The organism is Micromonospora sp. CA-248212 (assembly GCF_050948405.1).
Taxonomy (GTDB): domain Bacteria; phylum Actinomycetota; class Actinomycetes; order Mycobacteriales; family Micromonosporaceae; genus Micromonospora.
Map to the genome: position 1 here is coordinate 4,739,997 of NZ_CP192023.1, position 19,768 is coordinate 4,759,764.

Sequence of the window (19,768 nt, forward strand, 5' to 3'; positions counted from 1 at the left end):
TCTATCACCAAGATATCGACGGCGAGCAGGACGACAAGAGATCGCCGATAGGGCGGCGACAGGTCAGCGGTGGACGGTGATCCCACGATGAAGGAAACCCGACGTCCACGAGCCCCGTCCCTCTCGGGCGCGGTGGAGATCCACTTGGGGATCGCCTCGACTCCTACGCGTTGGCCCTGCCTCGTTGCCGTCGGCATCAGCACGAGACGGGATCCGGCGGCTCGCACCCGATCCGCGCCCCGGGTGGGGAGCTGATCGGGGACGGCCACCGGCTGGACGGCCACCACGATGCGGACATCGACAGGACGACCGACCGACACGTAGGAGGGACGTCATGGGTACCGTGCTCAGCTTCGACCAGTACGGCAAGGCCGAGAACCGCGTCGTGCGCATCTACCGGGACAACCCGCGACACGAGATCTGGGATCTGAACGTCTCCACGGCGTTACGCGGTGACTTCGCCGCGGCGCACGTCGAGGGAGACCAGCGGGATGTGCTACCGACCGACACCCAGAAGAACACCGCCTTCGTGTACGCCAAGAAGCACGGCGTCACGTCTCCCGAGGACTACGCGATCGCGGTCGGCCAACGGCTGATCGAGGCGTCCCCCAAGGCGTCCGGCGCCCAGGTCCGCGTCGAGCAGTACGCCTGGGACCGAATCGACGTCGACGGGGCCGGCCACGACCACGCGTTCCTCCGCCGCGGCGGAGCCGTCCGGACGACCGTGGTCACGCTCTCCGGGCGGAACGCCGAGCAGCTGGTCCGCGTGGTTTCCGGCCTACGTGACCTGGTCCTGCTCAAGTCGACCGGTTCGGAGTTCAAGGGTTTCCTCCGGGACGAATACACGACGTTGCAGGAGACCGACGACCGCATCCTCGCCACCTCGCTCGTCGCGAGGTGGCGGTACGCGGGTACCGAGGTCGACTGGAACTCGACGTACGGCGCCATCAGTGCGTCGCTGCTGGAGACCTTCGCCACCACCTACAGCCGGGCGCTACAGGAGACCCTCTATCTGATGGGAGCGCACGTGCTCAAGGCTCACGAAGAGGTGGCCGAGATCCGCTTCTCCGCACCCAACAAGCATCACTTCCCCGTTGACCTCGCCCGATTCGGCCTGGAGAACAGCGGCGAGGTGTTCACCGCCACCGACCGGCCGTACGGGCTCATCGAGGCCGCCGTGACCCGCGACGACGCGCCCGAGCCGGGCGACGCCTGGCTCGCCGTGCCGTCCTTCCTGTGAACTGACGAGCGACATGGCCGACTCCGGGCGTCACCGCCTCGCCATCTGTTGTCCGCTGATCGCCGGACGGCCCGACGAGGCGCGATCATGATGCTGGATCTCGTCCTTCGCAGTCGACGCGTGGTCATCGAGGGCACCGAGACCGCGGGTGTGATCGGTGTGCGTGACGGGCGCATCGCCGTCGTGGCACCACTCGACGCGAAGCTGGAAGCCCAGGAGTCGATCACTCTCGCTGATGACGAGGTGCTTCTGCCCGGCCTGGTCGACACCCATGTGCACGTCAACGAGCCCGGTCGTACCGAGTGGGAAGGCTATGCCAGCGCGACCCGGGCAGCCGCAGCCGGCGGAGTGACCACCATCGTGGACATGCCGCTCAACAGCATTCCACCGACGACCACGCCCACCGCGCTGGCCACCAAGCAGGGCTGCGCCCGCGGCCAGACCTACGTCGACGTGGGCTTCTGGGGCGGGGCAGTGCCGGGCAACATCACCGATCTGGCGGCCCTGCACGACGGCGGAGTCTTCGGCTTCAAGTGCTTCCTGCTCGACTCCGGGGTGCCGGAGTTTCCACCGCTGGACGCTGCGGAGTTCGTCGCGACGATGGCAGAGACGGCTCGCCTCGGTGCGATGCTGATCGTGCACGCCGAGGACGCCGAGGTGGTCGCACTGGCGCCACGCCCCACCGGGCCGGAGTACGCGGCCTTCCTGCGTTCCCGCCCGCACCAGGCCGAGGATCGCGCGATCGACCAGGTGATCAACGCCGCGCGCGCGACCGGTGGCCGGGCCCACGTCCTGCACCTGTCCAGCGCCCACGCGCTGTCAGGGCTCACCGCAGCCAGGGCTGCCGGTGTCGATGTCTCGGTGGAGACCTGCCCGCACTACCTGACGTTGTCCGATACCGATATCCCGGATGGAGCGACCCAGTTCAAGTGCTGCCCGCCGATCCGCGACGGCGGCAACCAGGACCGGTTGTGGCAGGCGCTCGCCGCCGGAGACATCGACATGGTCGTCTCGGACCACTCACCCTGTACGCCCGAGCTCAAGCTGCTCGAACACGGCGACTTCGGCAAAGCGTGGGGTGGCATCGCGGGCCTGCAGCTGGGACTGCCGGTGGTATGGACGGCGGCCCGCTCGCGCGGGCACTCGCTGGCCGACGTGACGCGTTGGATGGCGCAGCGCCCAGCCGAGCGCGTCGGGCTGCCGTACAAGGGTCGCATCGCCGCCGGCGCCGACGCGGATCTGTGTGTTTTCGCCCCGGACGCCGATTTCGTGGTCGATCCGGCGAGCCTACTGCACCGTCACCAGCTGACGGCGTACTCGGGTCGACGGCTGGCCGGCATCGTCCGGCAGACCTGGCTTCGCGGGCGGCGCGTACGTACGGAGGGACAGCCGCTCGGGAAGCTGTTGATGAGGGGAAGAAGATGACCGGGACGCACCATGCATTCCGACCGGACCTACCCGGTCGGCAGGAGCCGACCGCGGGCCGAGCGGTGTCGACCGACACGCCCCCGCTGCCTGACGACACCACGCGGAGCGGCGGCGACATCACGGTCAACGGCCGGATCACTCCACTCGGGGATGTCACGCCACACACCACGGCGCTGGAATGGCTGCGTGGACGAGGCCTCACCGGCTGCAAGGAGGGTTGCGGAGAGGGTGAGTGCGGCGCTTGCGCGGTGCTCGTCGCCCGACCCGGCGTTGATTCGCCCACCGAATGGGTGGCGGTCAACGCATGCCTGTTGCCGGTCGCCGCCCTGGATGCCCAGGAGATCCGCACTGCCGAGGGGCTGGGCAGCCCCGACCGCCTGCACCCGGTCCAGCACGAGATGGCCGTCCGCGGTGGATCGCAGTGTGGCTACTGCACACCCGGCTTCGTCTGCAGCATGGCTGCCGAGTACTACCGGGCCGGAAGACGGGCGTCCCCGGACGGCGACGTGACCGGACACGACAAGGGGCCCAACGGCTTCGACCTGGACGCCCTCAGCGGCAACCTGTGCCGCTGCACCGGATACCGGCCGATTCGCGACGCCGCGTTCGCACTCGGTCCACCGGTGCCCGACGACCAGCTTGTGCAACGCCAGCAGGCGCCCACGGCGCCGCCCCGGCCCGTTCGGCTGCGGCACGGGGGCCGGGAGTTCGTCCGGCCGGCCTCGCTGCCCGACGCCCTGCGACGGCTTCGCGAGCAGCCCACTGCCACCGTGGTGGCCGGCTCCACCGATTGGGGTGTGCAGGTGAACCTGCAGGGCGCCCGGGCCGAGTCGGTCCTCGCGATCGACCGCCTCGCGGAGCTGCGGAAGCTGATGATCACGCCGGAGAGCATCGAGGTCGGTGCCGGACTGACCCTCAGCGAGATCGAGCGCCGCCTCGCGGGCCGGGTGCCGCTGCTCGCCCACATGTTGCCCCTCTTCGCCTCCAGGCTCATCCGCAACAGAGCCACCATTGGCGGCAACCTGGGCACCGGATCCCCGGTGGGCGACACCGCGCCGGTGTTGCTCGCGCTTGCCGCCGAGGTCATCCTGGTCAGCGTCGACGGCGAACGCAGGGTGCCGCTGGCGGACTACTTCACCGGGTATCGGCGCAGCGTTCGTCGCTCCGACGAGCTGATCCGGGCAGTGCGGATCCCACGCCCGCTCGCCGGCCTCGTCGCCTTCCACAAGATTGCGAAGCGGCGGTTCGACGACGTCACCAGCGTCGCCGTCGGCTTCGCCCTCGACGTCGTCGGTGGAACGGTCACCCGCGCACGCATCGGCCTGGGTGGGGTGGCGGCCACACCGATCCGGGCCCGGGCGACCGAGGCGGCGCTGGAGGGCAACCCCTGGTCCGCAGCCACCGTCGCTGCCGCCGCTCGGTCTTTGCGCCGCGAGGGCACACCGCAGGACGACCACCGGTCCAGCGCCGAGTATCGAGCCGCGATGCTCGGCCAGAGCCTACTCAAGCTCTACGCCGAGAACCCGGCCCCGTACGAGATCGCCGCAGTCCCCGGCGGACGGATCGCCGCGGCCACCGAGCACCAGGCCGAGAGGAGGCCACGGAATGAGCGCGCTGTCTGAGAGGCCGGAGAGTCCCGCGGTGGGTGCAGCGGTCCCGCACGAGAGTGCGCGGCTGCACGTCACCGGTGCGGCACAGTTCACCGACGACCTGATCCCTCGTACCAAGGATGTGCTGCACGCCCACCCGGTACAGGTGCCCCAGGCGCACGCCCGGGTCACCGCGCTGCGAGTCGCCCCGGCGCTCCGCGTGCCAGGTGTCGTCCGGGTGCTCACGGCCGCCGATGTGCCCGGAGTGAACGACGCCGGGATCAAGCAGGACGAGCCATTGTTCCCCGAGGAAGTCATGTTCTTCGGCCACGCCGTCTGTTGGGTGCTCGCCGAGACGTACGAGGCGGCACGTGTGGGCGCGGCCGCCGTGGAGGTCGAGACGGAGCCGTTGCCCTCCTACGTGACCGTGCGGGAGGCGATCGCCGCCGACAGTTTCCAGGGCGCCATGCCGCAACTGGTGCGGGGCGACGTCGAGACCGGTCTGGCCGACGCCGTGCACGTCTTCGGTGGGGAACTCGAAATCGCCGGGCAGGAGCACTTCTACCTGGAGACGCACAGCTCGCTGGCCCACGTCGACGAAGCCGGGCAGGTCTTCGTGCAGAGCAGTACCCAGCACCCCTCGGAGACCCAGGAGATAGTCGCCCACGTGCTGGGCCGGGCCAGCAACGAGGTGACCGTCCAGTGCCTGCGCATGGGCGGCGGCTTCGGCGGCAAGGAGATGCAGCCACACGGCCTCGCTGCCATCGCCGCGCTGGGCGCGACGTGCACCGGCCGCCCGGTACGGGTGCGCCTGACCCGCGCCCAGGACCTGACCATGTCGGGCAAGAGGCACGGGTTTCTCGTCGAGTGGCGGGTCGGGTTCGATGCGGCGGGCCGGCTGCTCGCGCTCGAAGCGACCCTGACCTCGGACGGCGGCTGGAGCCTCGACCTGTCCGAGCCGGTGCTGGCCCGCGCGCTGTGCCACGTTGACAACGCGTACTGGTTGCCACATGTACGACTCAACGGCCGCATCGTGCGCACCCACAAGACATCCAGCACTGCCTTCCGGGGCTTCGGGGGCCCGCAGGGGATGCTGGTCATCGAGGACATCCTCGGCCGCTGCGCCCCACTGCTCGGCATCGACCCGATGGAACTGCGCCGACGCAACTTCTACCGCCGCGGGCAGACCACGCCGTACGGCCAGTTGGTCCGGCACCCGGAACGGCTGGACAGGCTCTGGCGTCAGGTCGTCGACACCGGTGACATTGCCGCCCGGCAGCGGGAGGTCGCGGCCTTCAACGCCGCACATCCGCATGCCAAACGTGGCCTGGCCGTCACGCCGGTCAAGTTCGGCATCTCGTTCAACCTCACCGCGTTCAACCAGGCCGGCGCACTCGTGCACGTGTACCGGGACGGGTCGGTGCTGATCAACCATGGCGGCACCGAGATGGGTCAGGGCCTGCACACCAAGATGCTGCAGGTAGCAGCAACCGAGCTGGGCATTCCACTGGGCCGGGTGCGGCTGGCGCCCACACGTACCGACAAGGTGCCCAACACCTCGGCGACCGCAGCGAGCTGCGGTGCCGACCTCAACGGTGGCGCGGTCAGGCAGGCCTGCGAACAGCTTCGCGAGCGGCTGACCCGGGTGGCCGCCACCATGCTGGGGCTGAACGCCGCCGACATCAGCATCGTCGACGGTGTGGCGCGGGGTACCGGGGCCCCTACCGGCGTCGAGTGGAACGATCTGGTGCGGACCGCGTACTTCCAGCGGGTGCAACTGTTCGCGGCGGGTTTCTACCGCACCGAGGGGCTGTACTGGGACTCAGCGGCGATGCAGGGCTCGCCGTTCAAGTACTTCGCGTACGGGGTGGCCGCCGCCGAGGTCGAAGTCGACGGGTTCACGGGCACGTACCGAACGCGACGGGTGGACATCGTGCACGACGTCGGGGACAGCCTGTCACCGCTCATCGACATCGGACAGATCGAGGGCGGGTTCGTACAGGGCGCGGGCTGGCTGACCCTGGAGGACCTCCGTTGGAACACCGGCACGGGAGCCGCGCGCGGCCAGCTGGCCACGCGAGGGGCCAGCTCGTACAAGCTGCCCAGCTTCTCGGAGATGCCGGAGGTCTTCAATGTGACGATGTTGGCCGACGCGGCCGAGGAGGGGGCGGTCTACGGCGCCAAGGCGGTGGGCGAGCCGCCGCTGATGCTCGCCTTCTCCGTGCGCGAGGCCCTGCGCCAGGCGGCGGCCGCGTTCGGGCCCGCCGGCATCAGCATCGACCTCGCCTCGCCGGCCACCCCCGAGGCGGTCTTCTGGGCGATCGAGCGGGCCCGGGCGTGCGGCGGGCACGGCCCCACGGCGGACGCGGACCTCGCTCCGGGTGGGGCGGCGAACGCCGGGCACCCGACGCCGGAGCGGGCCCTGCGGACGGTGAGTCATGTCTGAGGGAACCTGGCTGGCAGCGGTGGCGCACCTGCGCAGCGTCCGTGAGCCCGGTGTACTCGTCACGCTCGTGACGGTCCGCGGCCATGCCCCTCGCGCGGCCGGCGCGAAGCTCGTGGTGAGCGAAACGCAGACGTGGGGCTCGATCGGCGGCGGCAAGCTGGAAGCGGTCGCGATCGACCGGGCCCGTACGCTGCTGGCCGCAGGCGGCCCGACGCCCGAGCTGTTCACGCTCGCGCTGTCCGACAAAGCGCCCTACGAGCACGGGGTGCAGTGCTGCGGAGGGACCGTCACGGTGTTGCTCGAATCGCTACCCGTGGCGCCGGTGGTGGCTGTCTTCGGCGTAGGGCACGTGGGCCTGGAGCTGGCTCGTGTCCTGGCTCGGCATGATATCGACCTACATCTCATCGACACCCGCCCGGAGCAGCTCACCGAGGACCGGTTGGCGGTCTTCTCCGATGCGGTGGCCCGGGTGCACGTCCACCGGGTGGCAGTGCTGCCGGAGACCGTGCTCGGCGAGCTGCCCACAGGCACCTACGCGTTGATCATGACGCACGACCATGCGGAGGACCTCTCCCTCTGCGACGCGATGCTGCGCGGCGGTGAATTCGGCACCATCGGCCTCATCGGTTCGGCGGGCAAGTGGGCCCGGTTCCGCACCGAACTCGCCGCACAGGGCCACGACGCCACGGCCATCGCCCGCATCACCACGCCCATCGGGCTCGCCGACATCCACGGCAAGGAGCCCGCGACGATCGCCGTCAGCGTCGCCGCCGATCTCCTGGGCAGGATGGAACATCACCAGGCGATGGCCGACGACCGCGCTCCCTCGGCGGCCCGGCCATGACCCTCTACCGCGCTCAGGTCGTCGACACTCCCGACGACCCGTTCCGCGGCGGCGCGCTCCGCTGTGACGGCGATGCGGGGCTGCTCGTCGAGGACGGGCGGATCGTCGAGCGGGATGCCTTTGCCACGCTGCGCTCCCGACACCCGGAGGCACAGCTGGTCGAGCTCTCCGATGGAGTCCTGCTACCCGGCCTGGTGGACGCCCATGTGCACTTCCCGCAGGTCCGCGTCATCGGTGCGCTCGGGATGCCGTTGCTGGAATGGTTGGAACGCTGCGCGCTGCCCGAGGAGGCACGGATCGCCGAGATCGACTACGCGCGCGTGCTAGCCGGCGAGTTCGTCTCGGCCCTCACCTCGGCAGGCACGACCACCGCTCTGGTTTTCGGCTCGCACTTCGCGCCGGCGGTGGACGCACTGTTCCAGGCGGCCGCGGGGCACGGCCTACGGATCACCAGCGGCCTGGTCGTCGGTGACCGGATGCTGCGGCCGGAGCTGCACACGTCCGCAGAGCGCAGTTACGACGAAGGCCGCGAGCTGGCACGGCGCTGGCACGGCGTCGGACGCAGTCGGTACGCGGTGACCCCCCGGTTCGCGTTGTCGTGCAGCGACGAACTGCTCGCGTCATGCGGGGAGTTGCACCGGGATGTGGTGGGCAGCTGGTTCACGTCGCACCTGAACGAGAACCTCGACGAGGTCGCCACGGTCCGGCGACTGTCCGGCACCACCAACTACCTGGACTGCTACGACCGGCACGGACTGGTCGGCCGACAGAGCGTCTTCGCACACAACGTGCATTCGACTGACACCGAGCTGACCCGGCTGGCCGAGGCCCAGGCCAGCGTGGCGCACTGCCCGACGAGCAACGCGGCGCTGGGCAGCGGCATGTTCCCGCTCAACCGCCACCTCGCCCACGGCGTCCTTGTGGCACTCGGCTGCGACGTGGGTGCGGGCACCGGCTTCTCGCTTCTCAAAGAAGGGCTGCAGACGTACCTCCTGCAACGTTTGCGCGGCGCGGACGGCGTGCCACTCACTGCTGCCCATCTGTTGCACATGGCCACGGCGGCGGGGGCACAGGCCCTGGGCCTGCGGGACCAAATCGGCGACCTGAGCGCCGGCAGGCGGTTCGACGCGATCTGGATACGACCCCGTCCGGGCACGGTCCTGGAGATTGGCATACGCCACTCGAACGGACCAGAGGATGCACTTGCGAAGGTATTTGCGCTGGCCACGGCGGACGACCTGGGGCAGGTGTGGATAGACGGAGCACCGGTCAGGGCCAAAGCCATCGACGCTCGCACCCTACGCCCTCGCCCCGTCGGCAACCTGACCATTTTTGCGGCGAACAAGGCAGCCCAGCGCACCGACAGCGACGAGCGGACGCGTCATCGCAGTCGAGCCGGCACCGACGGTGGCGTGAGCCGATGACGACCTGGAGTCTGGATCGGTTAAACACCGCGCCCGAAGACGAGCGCCTCCGGTCGGCCCTACGCCGGTGCTGCTCGGCAGAGGCATGGGTGACCGAGGTCATCGTCGGGCGGCCCTACGCCAATGAGGACGAGCTCTGTGCGGCCTCCGACGCCGGCACCGCCATGCTCGACGAGGCCGGCTTTGCCGAGGCGTTGGCCGGTCACCCACAGATCGGCAAGCCAACGAGCGGCAGCGGTGGACAGTGGTCGCGGCGAGAGCAGGCAGGAGTCGGCACCGCGGACGAGGAGCTGCTGACGAGTCTCGGCCAGGCCAACGCGGCCTACGAAGAGCGCTTCGGGCACCTGTACCTGGTTTACGCGAACGGACGATCAGCGGCGGAGCTGCTCGCCATCTGCCGCTCCCGGTTAGCGAACGACCCGGCGACCGAGCGCCGGGTAGCGCTCACAGACCTGGCCGCGATCAACCGCCTCCGGCTGGGCAAACTCCTGCGATCGGAGGGCTGATGAGTCTCTCGACTCACGTATTGGACATCACCACCGGCCTCCCCGCGCCGGAACTCGCGGTCGTCGTCGAGCGCTGTCATGGCGACGCGTGGCAGCACCTCGCCCGGGCTTGTACCGACGCCGACGGGCGCGTCCGCGAGCTGTACGCACCCCAAGCGGGCGTACACCGACTCCGGTTCGACACTGGGCGGTACTTCGTCGATCGCGGCGTCCATACCTTCTACCCCGAGATCGTGGTCACCTTCCAGGTCGTCAACAAAGGGGCGCACCATCACGTACCACTGCTGCTCGGGCCGTTCGGCTACTCGACCTACCGGGGGAGCTGATGGGCGCGGATGGTCGTCATGAACGACACCTACAACTCAGGAGGTTCCGTGGGCTTCACGACTACTCCGGTGCGATCGTTCTGGCTGACATGGCCAGCAGGAATAATTGCTGCGATCAGCTGGGCCCTCGGCCACTTCACACGAGTTGCGACCTTTGATCTCGCGTTCGTCGCGGGTCTGTCGTGGATGCTCGGCGTGCTCCTAAGCGACGGCGCAAGTCGCTACCTCGTCGCGGGCGACGAGCGTCCTCGCGGCGACACCGACCCTCAGCCGGAGACCGAGCAGTCACCCTGAGCGATCTGGCAGCGCCTGCGGCGGCCGCCCAACAAGTGCCTGTGGGTGGCACCAAGTAGCACGTTGCTCGGCGTGACGCAGCGGACGGCACCCGCACGACCTCGTGAAGCTGTACGCCCGCGAACAGCGGGTCTTGCCGCCTCGATGAGGTAGCTGTGCTCCTCGAGGGCTTCGGGTCGTGGCGCGTAGGCGAGATGGGCGAGACCAGCGATGGTGGCCATGTCGGCAGAGGCAACCCAGGCGCCGGCGTTGTGGTCCTGGTTGGCGGCCGCAAATAGTGCGATCGGGATCCAGTGGCAGTGATCGGGATCTTGGCTGGTCTTGGCGAGCGCGGCGAGAAACCCAGGCAGAACGGCAACGCGCCGAGCAACGCCACCAAGCGCCAGCCGAAGAAGAACCCCGCATACCCGCTCGCCTCAACGAGGATCAGATCATCGCCATTGTCGAGGAGCTCGGAGACCTCGTGGACGCCCTGCGGGACGCCGAGCCGGAACACAAGCTGGAGGTCTACCGCAGCCTCGGGTTGCACCTGACCTACGACCCGGAATCACAAACGGTGCGGGCAAATGTCGATCTTGCCACGCACCGTTGGGATTCGGTTCGTGTCCGAGGGGGGAGGCGAACACATTTCTGTGGTGAGTACACCACGTAGGTGTACTCATGGCCGAAAAGAGTAGCGCCCCTCCGGCGCGCTGTCAAGATCCCTCCGATTCAATCCTCGCGCTCTCCGACTCGGGCGCGCCGCCCGCCTGGTGCGCCAATCGCGGTTCACACACGTCTCCCCGTTTACACCAGAACACCCAAGGCGCCCTCTCATCACTCTCTCGGGTCCCGCCGCGGGGGATGTCGTCGAGGCATCGAAAAGTGGGACCAACTTCATCGTCATTGCCTTCATGGTCGTCGTTGGGCTCTTCGCCGGGGCCTGGTGGGTGGGGCGGCAGGGTGACCGCTGCTTATCGAGCTGCGGATACACCCCGCGCTCGGGTTACTGCTGCGAGGCAGCCTGTTCGTGGGTGCGTTCGTCTTGGCCTACGACGAATACCCCCGTGGGGCATAGTGGATACAGCAGGCGTTTTCGTCACGCCGGCGCGGGCTGGTGGCTGATGGCCACAGACGAGTCGTAGCTGCATCGGCACCCTGCCCATCAGGCTCGGCCCGTCACAAGGCGGCGCGGCGGGCCGAAGAGCAGGTCGAGCCCTTTGCGCGCTCGACGGTGCACTGGTCCGCACCGCAGCGGAGAGACACCGGCATCACTGAGTTGCGAGACGTCCCTTAGGTACGACGAGGCCGCAGGGGTCTTAAGGTCGCAATTTTCGGGCCGATGCCGAAGGTCAGCTGAACGAGATGTGAGAGAATAAGGCAGCCTCGGCCTCAGATAGTCGGCCAGGATCTGCCTTCGCCGCGTCGAACGCCTCGCAGATTTGGCGCCACCTGACAAGAACAGGGGCATCCGCCTTCAATCTATGCAGATGCTTGCCGATGGCAGCAGCCGCCAGGTCTTCGACTAGTTCACGAGGCCCGAGTCCACAACGGAATCGGTATTGCCGGAGCTGCACCTGTTCGAAACAGAAAAGGTCGCCCTGAATCCGTATCCAAGCCCACCCCTCAACCCAACCATCCTGCCGCTGGAAGCAAATCCCTTTAATAACCGGCGAATGGATCAACCCTCCTTCCCACATCTCTTCGGCCTCCACTCGGGCCATCGCGCCGAGGTCGTTCACAAAGCCGCTCCGACCATTCGGCAGTCTGCCGATGATATTTCGGTAATCGAACGGCTCGTCGAGCGGCAGAGCCCCCGCTTCTTGTTGCTCCGAGACTTCGTGCATGAAATCTCGGGCATCAATAAGGTACTCGATAATCTTGCGGCCATGGGCGCCCTGATGTAGAGCTGTGGACTCTATGCGCAGCAGCTCAAGGCCAGCAGCTGCACAGATGGCGTCCTTCATGTCGTCACGCCTACGTGCATCGGGCGTGCGGTGGGTCGGATCGTCAAGCTCCACCGCAAAGTCGGGCATGCGAGTCGCGAGGTCACACACGATGAAGTCGAGCTGAGCCCGAGTCGCGTAGCTCCACTCGAGATCAGAGATGCCGCCGGGACGCTTTCCGATAATCTGACTCAGCTTCTGATTAGGCCATACAGCCCGACCTCTCCGCTCGAATAGGGTCTGAAGCTGAGCCAGCGCGTCGTGCTCCGACAACGAGACTACCGGTCGAAGGTACTTGTGCTCACCGCGGCGTGGGGTCACCACTTGCCCCTACCGCTAGCCACCGAAGATACTGACAGGCACCGTCGAGTCATCCAGGACAGACCACACCGTGCTTACTTGAACACGCGGATCCACGTCCCGCCGCATCCGATCAACCATCCGGTCATACTCGGCTGAGTCACGAAACGGTCGACTTGCGGAAAGCACGGCGTGAATACACAGGTTGATGTCATCACAGATCCCAGCCGGGTCGTCGACCGCAGGAAATGAGAAGCTGACGTGCGCCGGAGTAGTCTGGGAGACATATACGACGCGATCGTTCAACCTCTCGCCACGGACATATGAGTCGTTCCAGACCTGGTCAGGAAGAACTCCCCTCCCGTTCATGTAAAAATCGACGTGCCACAAGTAACCCGGAGTGCCCGTCACCGAGTCGCCAGCAGGCAAGTCGTCTGCCCAAGGCCGCCGACTGTATGAGATGCGCGTCTGGACGTCGTACTTCCGCTCGGCGTGCTCCATGATGTAGCTCTTGGGGTGCTTGCCGCGAAGCCAGCCATCGACCACTGGATCCATCCAGGTTACTGCCGGGTCATGGAGCCTGTTGTAGCTGGCAACGGCCTGGAACGCACCCCTCTCCAGGTCACGCAGCATCTGCTCGATCCGCGATAGGTCGTCGGCATGCGGCCGCCGGCAGTGCGCCATCCGGTGTCGAACCTGCTTGAGCTCGCGAACGCGCCCCTTCCAGATTTCCCGGTCGATGAGGGAAGGGCCGAAGAGTTGCCAATGATCATCAAGCATCTGCAGCAACGGCGTCACATCGAGGTGTGCGAGCACCAGGTTTGTATCAGTGCTTGTCATGTGCGTGTACCGCAGCTCAGCGTCCGCCCTGCTCGCGGCCCTACCGATAACGTCCGTCCACTCCGCTCCATAGGCGGCGCGTAGCTCGACATAGCAGAGAGACCGTAGCCAGGTCTCTAGTTGCCACCACCGGCCGTGCACGGCACTAGCCAGGCCGGGAACATCTCGTTCCCACGCCTGCAACAGCGCAATCCGGACGGTGGACGGAAGGCCGTCCCAGCCGCCGGGGATCTCGTCGGGCTCGGCGTCGAGCATGCTGCATACGGTATGCCTAAGGACCCTCGTCCTGTAGTCCCGGGCGTGTTGGCAGCGGGAGCGATCGAGACACACGGCGCCAACCGACTGGTCTCGATGTCATGACTCCTACGCAGGGCCAACCGGAAACCCGAGCTTTCGCCCGACGTCGGCCAGCGACGAGGCAACCTCCTCGGAGTCATCGTCGTCGCCTCGAACCGTCATGCCCTTACCCTCGCGGATCTGCCGGTCTTCCAGCTCTCGGACCATCCTGTAAACCTGGGCATACACGAGCTCGTAGCGGCCCAGATAGGGCTCCAGGTCCGTGTACCGCAGACCGGTGAGGAAGAATCGGTGCACGATCGCGTTGCGGTGCTCGTACAGCTCCACAACCTCCGCCTTCAACTCGGCGTCGATCAGCCCTCGCCGCAAAGCCTCGTCGTAAATCGCCTTCTCGGTGAAACGGGCTCCCCCCCGGCACCTGCTGCACGTACTTGTCGAGGTCGTCGCTCTGCCCCGCAAGTTGCTTGTCGAGGATGATCGCCGTACGCAGGAACCCGTCGATCAGCGAGACATACAGAACCATGCCCTCAATGAGACTTCCGTTCTCGTGGCTTGCTGAAGCAGGTGACGTGCCGCACCGAACGAGGCGATGAAGTCGGCCATGGGGTGCTTCGGGGAGCCGGTCATTCAGTCAGCGTAAAGGCCGGCGAGTAGCGGAGCTGGGTGGCGAGCGATCGCTAGCCACCTGCTCCAAGCCGGGGGGCCCCGACTGTTCCCCTCACCTACGGGCGCGCGGCCGCCGGCGTCGAGCTGATCGAGGTGCCAGACACCAGCGGGTTCTCGTCGGACGACCTGTCCGACGCCGAGCGTCTCCGACCGCTGCGTCCCTTCCACCCGTGCTACGTCATGTACACCTCCGGCTCCACGGGGATGCCAAAGGCGGTCGTCATGCCAGCGGCCCGCGGCCAGTTGGTCAAGCCGGTGAGCGAGGATCCCTACAGTGGGTTTGCCGAAGCCCAAGGCCTCTCCGGTGTGCACTGCAAGCCGGCGACCGTGACGGCACAGTTGCGACCGAGTCACTGAGCGTGTGCTGTCGGCCGACTGACTAGCCAGTTGCTGGCAGGGGCCAGAGGCCCCTGGGGTGTTGGCGGAAATGAGTTCGCGGTGGCGCTACGTAAGCGCGACGATGGCCCGGTGATCAATACGGTTCCTGGGCAGCAGGCTGAGGACCATGCACGGCGCTTGGCCGGCGACCTCGGTGTCCCCGACTTCGTCTATCGGCCGACCGTGGTCCGGAAAGGTAAGGGTGTTCGCGAGATCAGCGATGGTCTGCTCGTGGCCGGAGCCGAGGGGCTGATCCTCCAGGTCAAGAGTCGCGACCCGCGGGCGGCAACGTCGGACGACCCGGCGAAGGCAGGGGCGTGGTGCGTCAAGAACGCCGCCGCTGCGGTTCGCCAGGCAGCCGGAACGCGGCGCTCTCTCGCGGCTAGCGAAGTGTCGGTGCGGTCGCTCCGGGGGTTCGAGCGGATTCTGCCGGACGCATCGAACTGGGCATCGGTGATAATCGTTGATCACCCAAGGGATCCGCAGGTCGCGCTTCCGCCCACGCCGAATACCCTGTACATCTCCGTCAACGACTGGCGCAACCTTCACCGCTGGCTGAGGTCAACCTGGGGCGTGATCAGCTACGTGCGGCGCGCCGTTGAAAGCGGTGTTGAAGTCGCCCTCGGGCGCGAGCAGGACCGCTACCGCGTTCTCGCGGATGCGGACCTACGTGCCCCCGGCTCCCTAACCTCGTTCCCGACCCTCCCGCCTTACCGCATCGGTGGAGCCGAAGCATGGGACGCGGCCCTGTTCGAGGAGCTGATCGAACAGGTTGCCGACCCCGAGGGAGCGACGGGCTGGGACGCTCAGCAGTATCTGTGGATCGTCGAAGAACTCGACCGCGTTTCCCCGATCGCCCGGGTCCGGCTCGGTGCGAAGATGCGGGAGACCTTCCTGGAGATGAAATCCGCCCGTTCACGGCGAAGTTTCCTGGCGCAGGACCCGGGAAACCCGAGAACGCGCATCGCTTTCCTCTATGAATACGACGCGTCCGGTGATCCATCTGGCGACTGGTTCATGGCCCGGGTAGCCGCGTACGGCATCCTGCGAAATCAGCATGCGATCAGGGCAGGGGCGGACCCGTCGTCGGTCACCTTGGTGATCGGCGTGCTTCACCATCCGGGCCGAGGTCGCCGCCACGTGTTCTTCTACGCGACGCAGACCGATGTCTCTCTGCCGGATGAGCTTCGTGATCAACTGGAGGCGGAGTTTGGAGTGTTCGACGGCACGAGGGTGCGCAACGTTTCCTAGGGTTCGCTTGTGGTTCCGGCACGCGCCAGGATGGCGCTGAGGCAGCAAGACGGAGCCAAGCAGGTGTGCGACAGCCGTCTGCTCGCACCTGGATTTGGTCTGCGGCGGCGCCCGGTTTGCCCTGCCGCCGATGCCAATCGAGGGTTCCCCCTCGTTGCCGGAGGCGACGGGCAGTCCCGACCAGGCGGTTTGCGGCAGGTCGGGCACCACGGCGGGAACGCTCTGCCAGGCATGCGAGCCAGGCCCGCCATCACTTCCCGGCCCCCGGATCAACCAAGAGCACCGCGCTTCGCAACACTTTCTCATCTACACGCCAAACGTGATAGTCGCTGCCGTAAGACTCCGGCGACGCAAGGTAGAGCTGGGAAACGTCGCCGGTCAGCAGCAACGCCTGATTGGGGCGGGGGAGCGACGGATCGTAAAAATCGCCGTAGTAGAACCGACCGTAGCTGGCTCCCGAAACGACGCTCAACGGCGGCACTCGCCCACCAACAAACACGGCGTTGTCCACCCCGACCCGAGCCTCCACAACTCTCGGTGGCTTGCCCTTGTGGTAGTGGCCGAGATAGCGGTCACCCGGCCTCACCTTGTGGCGCAGTCGGTCGTCGCCGAAGCGGGGCGGCGGGCTGGTGAAGTCAACGAACCGACCCTCCACTGTGAGGAAGTACGGGCTGAGATTCCACCCTTCGGCGATTGTCTCCAGCACTGCGCCTCTGATCATGGCGTCTTTGCCAGCGATGGCTCTCCGTGGTGGCACACCGCGCTGGGTAAGGAAGTCGCGTGTTTCAGTAGCGAGGCGGCCGAGTCTGCGCGCGGCTTCGGCTGGTGCGGTGGCGTGAGCTTTCCGGAAGGCGTTGAGGAGCTGCGCCGCGCCTGCGGTGGCGTGATGGCGGGCTGCTGCGGCTCGGTTGATCCGTTCGTTGAAGTCCGACATGTTGGCCCCTTCGCGGGTGCGAGGTTGTGTTGTGGTCACCATGGCCCGTCGCCGTACAGGTGGCGCACGCCTCAGCCACCTTCAACGCCGCCGCCGGTTCAGGGGCCGCGACGTCGCGTCGAGGATGTGGCCGAGCCCCCACACCAGCAGCAGGGCAACGAAGCCACTAGCCAACCACTGCATCCCGCCGTCGGCTACTTCTCCGCCGGTCACGTAGCCGACGACACCGAACACCAGCAGCGCGGTGATAAGCAGTAGGGCGAGCAAGCCCAGCCAGCCCAGGAACTCCTTCACTGGCCCGCCGCCTCGTGGCACTCGGTCTGCCGCCAGGCGCGGACCAACCACGCCCGGTCTACGCGCTCAGCGGCAGCATCCCAGCAGTCCCACCCGCCGGCCGCGTAGCCGCGCGCAATGTCGTCGAGCTGCCCAGTGTCAAGCAGAGTTTGAGGGCTACGCAGGGTCCGCAGCAGACAGGGCAGCAGGCCTCGCCTTGGTCGGCGGCGTGCAACAGGTTGAGGTGCCCGGCAACCAGGAACATGGCCGCCTCGGCGGGCATCGTCACAGTGTCGGCCATGGGCCCACGTCATTGATCACGCTGGCCAAAGGTTCAACACTCGCCACGGTCATGGTAGCGGTTGACGCCTGGATCTGCTCGGTCAAGCAATGTGGATAGCAGCCGGGCGTGTAGTTGTCCAGCTCGCCCGCTCGCGCCCCCATGCTGCTGCGGTAGGTGACAGCGAAGGCGACCGGGTCGGATGGCTCGCACGGGAGGTCGCCGCGCTCAGGACGGTACGCCCTGCACGTCGGCGCTTGGGCGGGCAGATCAGTCATCGGGTTTCCTCCTTGCCGGCTTGCAGGATCGCTGCGGCGAAGCGTGGGCAACTGCGCAGGTAAGTCGGGTCGCAGCGGTAGCCTTCGTCGTCGTGGATTCGGGTGGCGCGGGTCAGCAACGTCAGTTCGCGGTCGTTCATCGGGTCACCACGGCCCGTCGCCGTACAGGGTCTCGCACGCCTCAGCCACGTTGAGTGCCACTTTGCTGATCTCCAAGTTGGCGTCCACGGCCGAGTTCCGCTGCCCACCCAGGTCCGCTGTTTCCCGTGCGGTGACCGCGTCCCGTAGGTCCCGGCCGTGCTGCGACATGATCCGGTCGGATGACTTCACCGCATACTCGGCGGCTTTACGCGTGTCGGCGAGGTTGTCGAGGGTTTCCAGCATGTCCGTGGGCAGGGTGTGGCAGGCCAGCTGGTTCCAGTCCTGGGTCGGCAGGGGTGCGGGGGCGGATTTGGTGGGTGCGGCCTGGGCGGCGGGGGTGGGCTTGCTGTTGCCGCAGCCGGCGGCGGTCACGGTCAGGACTGTGGCGAGGGCTGCAACGGCCAAGCGGGTGCGGTGCGGCATGGGCGTCTCCGTTCGTCAGGGGCGGGTCGAGGGCGGATGCGACAAGGTGATGCGGGGCGGCTGCATTGGCTCGTCCAGGAGGCGCATGATCGGCGTGGTCACCGCTGGCCCTCCGTCCACGGCCCCGGATCAACCGCCGTGAACCCGTTGCGGTCCAAGATTCGGCGCACGTTGTCCAACGTGTCCGGGCATTCCGATGCGAAGTCGGCGAAGAACCCTGGGGCGTCCGACAGCGCACTGCCAGCGCTGGTGGACAACCGCAACTGAACGGCGGTGTGCCCGCGCCCAGTGGGGTGGTTCAACACGTCAAAGACCCACGCGGGCCCGTCGTCGTCGACCAGGGCGGCGCACAGCACGTCGTAGCGGCCGGCGGGGTACGCGTACACGAGGCGACGGCCGGTCGCCGGCGGTTCCCTGGTGCTCGACGGCGAGGCGGGGAGGGGTCGAGTTGGGCAGGGGGCGATTCGGCACGGTAATGGTGATCCCCTTCGAGTCAGCCGTTTGCGGTGCACGGGCAGGTCGGGTTGTCAGCCCAATGCGCCTCCATCACCTGCTGAATCTCGTCCTGCCGCATGCCTTCGTCAGTCCCGCGGTAGATCGACGACGCCCACCTGTCGCCCGGCAGCTCGGCGGACGACGCGTTCTCCATCACCTGCCGCAGGCTGTCGACAGCCGATAGCGCCCGATCGGCGAGCATCGCCTGCGTGGACGTTTTGCCGTAGGTGTTCGACAGATCGGTCACGAGGTGCACGAGGTAGTCGTGGGTGGCTAGCAGGTTGGCGCCGATCTCAACGTGGGCGCAAGCGGGCAGTTGGTGGACATATCTGGTGGTCACGGTCGGGCCTCTCTTCGGGTTCGGGTCAGCCGTGCGAGACGGCAGGGCTAAGCAGTCCGTGCGGTCATGCTCACCCGGCAAAACTGTGCGGGAGAACGGCGTCCAGTCCTGACCGGATCAGACGGCGATGAAGAGTTGAGGAAGCTTGCAGAGGGTGTCCCAGGTGCGCAGGTACTCGTCGACCGGGAGATCGTCAGCGACCTCGCGCCAGTCGCGGCGGTCGCCATACTGCTCGGCCCGCTCAAACTGCCCCATCATCGACATGATGCCGCTCGGGACGAATGCATGAAAACCAACGCCGTTGTAGCGGAACCTGGCGTGATACTCGTCGTGGTTGTTCCGGTTCAACCGAGGTCCGATCGAGATGTTGGTGAGTCCGCTGAACTGGGGCGGCACAGCGCTGTTGGGTAGAGCGCCCAAGGACCGACCCGACCAATTCCCGTAGAGGCCGTCCCGGATGGCGGCGGCAAGAACGTGTCCTGCTACAGGGGATTCGATGGACGAGTCTCCCGGTGCGCCCACGGCGGATCGCAGCAGGTCGCTGCCCTGCTGCCAGACCACGTGAAGATGTTCGCTGAGGTCGGCGCACTTGTCCGGGTGGTAGTTAACCGATCCCCATGGGGAGCCGCGAAGAGTGCCGTCTTCATTCACTAGCGGCACGTCGCGGAGTTGCCGGAAGACAGCAAGGGTGACCTGCTTGCCGGAGACGGTCAGGGTCTTGATTTCGACGGATGCGGTGCGGATCTCCGCGTTCTGGACGGTGAGCTTGGACGGCATAGATAATCCTTTGGGGGTGAGCTAGTGCCTTGACCACAAACGTTCGCCGGGTTGGTTAGGCGGCCCTGGCTGC

22 protein-coding genes are annotated in these 19,768 nt (G+C 67.1%); 11 read left to right on the forward strand and 11 right to left on the reverse strand.

The genetic code is table 11. From position 1 onward, the window contains the following. Positions 1-334: 334 nt before the first annotated feature. From pucL to ACQP03_RS22250, 9 genes are all read left to right on the forward strand, one after another. Positions 335-1,240, forward strand: coding sequence for a factor-independent urate hydroxylase (gene pucL, locus ACQP03_RS22210; protein WP_091606513.1), 906 nt, complete (start codon positions 335-337; stop codon positions 1,238-1,240). Positions 1,241-1,327: 87 nt separating this feature from the next. Next, positions 1,328-2,665 carry an allantoinase AllB gene (gene allB, locus ACQP03_RS22215; protein WP_357128426.1) on the forward strand — a complete coding sequence of 446 codons (1,338 nt, stop codon included), beginning with the start codon at positions 1,328-1,330 and terminating at the stop codon, positions 2,663-2,665. Beyond that, positions 2,662-4,290: a xanthine dehydrogenase small subunit gene (locus ACQP03_RS22220; protein ID WP_357174183.1), complete on the forward strand. Its 1,629-nt coding sequence runs from the start codon at positions 2,662-2,664 to the stop codon at positions 4,288-4,290. The genes allB and ACQP03_RS22220 overlap by 4 nt, the downstream gene beginning before the upstream one ends. Positions 4,291-4,309: 19 nt before the next feature. Then, the gene (xdhB, locus tag ACQP03_RS22225) at positions 4,310-6,703 is read left to right on the forward strand and encodes a xanthine dehydrogenase molybdopterin binding subunit (protein ID WP_357392381.1); all 2,394 of its coding nucleotides are present in this window, start codon (positions 4,310-4,312) and stop codon (positions 6,701-6,703) included. Then, entirely contained in the window at positions 6,696-7,547 is an 852-nt protein-coding gene (xdhC, locus tag ACQP03_RS22230) for a xanthine dehydrogenase accessory protein XdhC (RefSeq protein ID WP_281593050.1), read from the forward strand. The genes xdhB and xdhC overlap by 8 nt, the downstream gene beginning before the upstream one ends. Beyond that, positions 7,544-8,971 carry a guanine deaminase gene (locus tag ACQP03_RS22235; RefSeq protein WP_357128414.1) on the forward strand — a complete coding sequence of 476 codons (1,428 nt, stop codon included), beginning with the start codon at positions 7,544-7,546 and terminating at the stop codon, positions 8,969-8,971. Before xdhC ends, ACQP03_RS22235 begins: the two co-directional genes overlap by 4 nt. Beyond that, positions 8,968-9,477, forward strand: a complete 510-nt coding sequence (uraD, locus tag ACQP03_RS22240) for a 2-oxo-4-hydroxy-4-carboxy-5-ureidoimidazoline decarboxylase (RefSeq protein ID WP_281593052.1) — start codon at positions 8,968-8,970, stop codon at positions 9,475-9,477. Before ACQP03_RS22235 ends, uraD begins: the two co-directional genes overlap by 4 nt. Beyond that, entirely contained in the window at positions 9,477-9,803 is a 327-nt protein-coding gene (gene uraH / locus ACQP03_RS22245; protein ID WP_281593054.1) for a hydroxyisourate hydrolase, read from the forward strand. The genes uraD and uraH overlap by 1 nt, the downstream gene beginning before the upstream one ends. Positions 9,804-9,821: 18 nt before the next feature. After that, positions 9,822-10,097, forward strand: a complete 276-nt coding sequence (locus ACQP03_RS22250; RefSeq protein ID WP_357174189.1) for a hypothetical protein — start codon at positions 9,822-9,824, stop codon at positions 10,095-10,097. A gap of 1,331 nt (positions 10,098-11,428) precedes the next feature. Here ACQP03_RS22250 and ACQP03_RS22255 read toward each other — a convergent pair. The 3 genes from ACQP03_RS22255 to ACQP03_RS22265 all read right to left on the reverse strand — a co-directional run bounded on the left by ACQP03_RS22255 (position 11,429) and on the right by ACQP03_RS22265 (position 13,786). Beyond that, positions 11,429-12,346 (reverse strand): DUF2726 domain-containing protein, encoded by a 918-nt coding sequence (locus tag ACQP03_RS22255; RefSeq protein ID WP_357174219.1) that lies wholly within the window; start codon positions 12,344-12,346, stop codon positions 11,429-11,431. Positions 12,347-12,358: 12 nt separating this feature from the next. Next, positions 12,359-13,417, reverse strand: a complete 1,059-nt coding sequence (locus tag ACQP03_RS22260) for a Swt1 family HEPN domain-containing protein (RefSeq protein ID WP_357174222.1) — start codon at positions 13,415-13,417, stop codon at positions 12,359-12,361. Positions 13,418-13,525: 108 nt separating this feature from the next. Then, the gene (locus tag ACQP03_RS22265; protein WP_357174225.1) at positions 13,526-13,786 is read right to left on the reverse strand and encodes a hypothetical protein; all 261 of its coding nucleotides are present in this window, start codon (positions 13,784-13,786) and stop codon (positions 13,526-13,528) included. Between the two features lie 432 nt (positions 13,787-14,218). Here ACQP03_RS22265 and ACQP03_RS22270 point away from each other — a divergent pair, with 432 nt between their 5' ends. Both ACQP03_RS22270 and ACQP03_RS22275 read left to right on the forward strand, forming a co-directional pair. Further along, entirely contained in the window at positions 14,219-14,482 is a 264-nt protein-coding gene (locus ACQP03_RS22270) for an AMP-binding protein (RefSeq protein WP_357174228.1), read from the forward strand. A gap of 81 nt (positions 14,483-14,563) precedes the next feature. Next, the gene (locus tag ACQP03_RS22275) at positions 14,564-15,754 is read left to right on the forward strand and encodes a hypothetical protein (protein ID WP_357174231.1); all 1,191 of its coding nucleotides are present in this window, start codon (positions 14,564-14,566) and stop codon (positions 15,752-15,754) included. 250 nt (positions 15,755-16,004) lie between these two features. On the opposite strand, the gene ACQP03_RS22280 is transcribed toward ACQP03_RS22275, so the two are convergent. The 8 genes from ACQP03_RS22280 to ACQP03_RS22315 all read right to left on the reverse strand — a co-directional run bounded on the left by ACQP03_RS22280 (position 16,005) and on the right by ACQP03_RS22315 (position 19,695). Beyond that, positions 16,005-16,688: a hypothetical protein gene (locus ACQP03_RS22280; protein ID WP_357174234.1), complete on the reverse strand. Its 684-nt coding sequence runs from the start codon at positions 16,686-16,688 to the stop codon at positions 16,005-16,007. Positions 16,689-16,769: 81 nt separating this feature from the next. After that, a complete protein-coding gene (locus ACQP03_RS22285; protein ID WP_357174236.1) occupies positions 16,770-16,982 on the reverse strand; it encodes a hypothetical protein in 213 nt (70 codons plus the stop codon). Positions 16,983-17,246: 264 nt separating this feature from the next. Continuing rightward, the gene (locus tag ACQP03_RS22290) at positions 17,247-17,519 is read right to left on the reverse strand and encodes a hypothetical protein (protein WP_357174239.1); all 273 of its coding nucleotides are present in this window, start codon (positions 17,517-17,519) and stop codon (positions 17,247-17,249) included. Continuing rightward, the gene (locus ACQP03_RS22295) at positions 17,516-17,659 is read right to left on the reverse strand and encodes a hypothetical protein (protein ID WP_357174242.1); all 144 of its coding nucleotides are present in this window, start codon (positions 17,657-17,659) and stop codon (positions 17,516-17,518) included. The genes ACQP03_RS22290 and ACQP03_RS22295 overlap by 4 nt, the downstream gene beginning before the upstream one ends. A gap of 4 nt (positions 17,660-17,663) precedes the next feature. Beyond that, entirely contained in the window at positions 17,664-18,083 is a 420-nt protein-coding gene (locus ACQP03_RS22300; RefSeq protein ID WP_357174245.1) for a hypothetical protein, read from the reverse strand. Between the two features lie 98 nt (positions 18,084-18,181). Then, the gene (locus ACQP03_RS22305) at positions 18,182-18,469 is read right to left on the reverse strand and encodes a hypothetical protein (RefSeq protein ID WP_433458256.1); all 288 of its coding nucleotides are present in this window, start codon (positions 18,467-18,469) and stop codon (positions 18,182-18,184) included. A 107-nt stretch (positions 18,470-18,576) separates the two neighbouring features. Continuing rightward, on the reverse strand, positions 18,577-18,918 hold the full coding sequence (locus tag ACQP03_RS22310) for a hypothetical protein (RefSeq protein WP_357174248.1): 342 nt from the start codon (positions 18,916-18,918) through the stop codon (positions 18,577-18,579). A 117-nt stretch (positions 18,919-19,035) separates the two neighbouring features. Further along, on the reverse strand, positions 19,036-19,695 hold the full coding sequence (locus ACQP03_RS22315; protein WP_357174251.1) for a hypothetical protein: 660 nt from the start codon (positions 19,693-19,695) through the stop codon (positions 19,036-19,038). Positions 19,696-19,768: the final 73 nt, after the last annotated feature.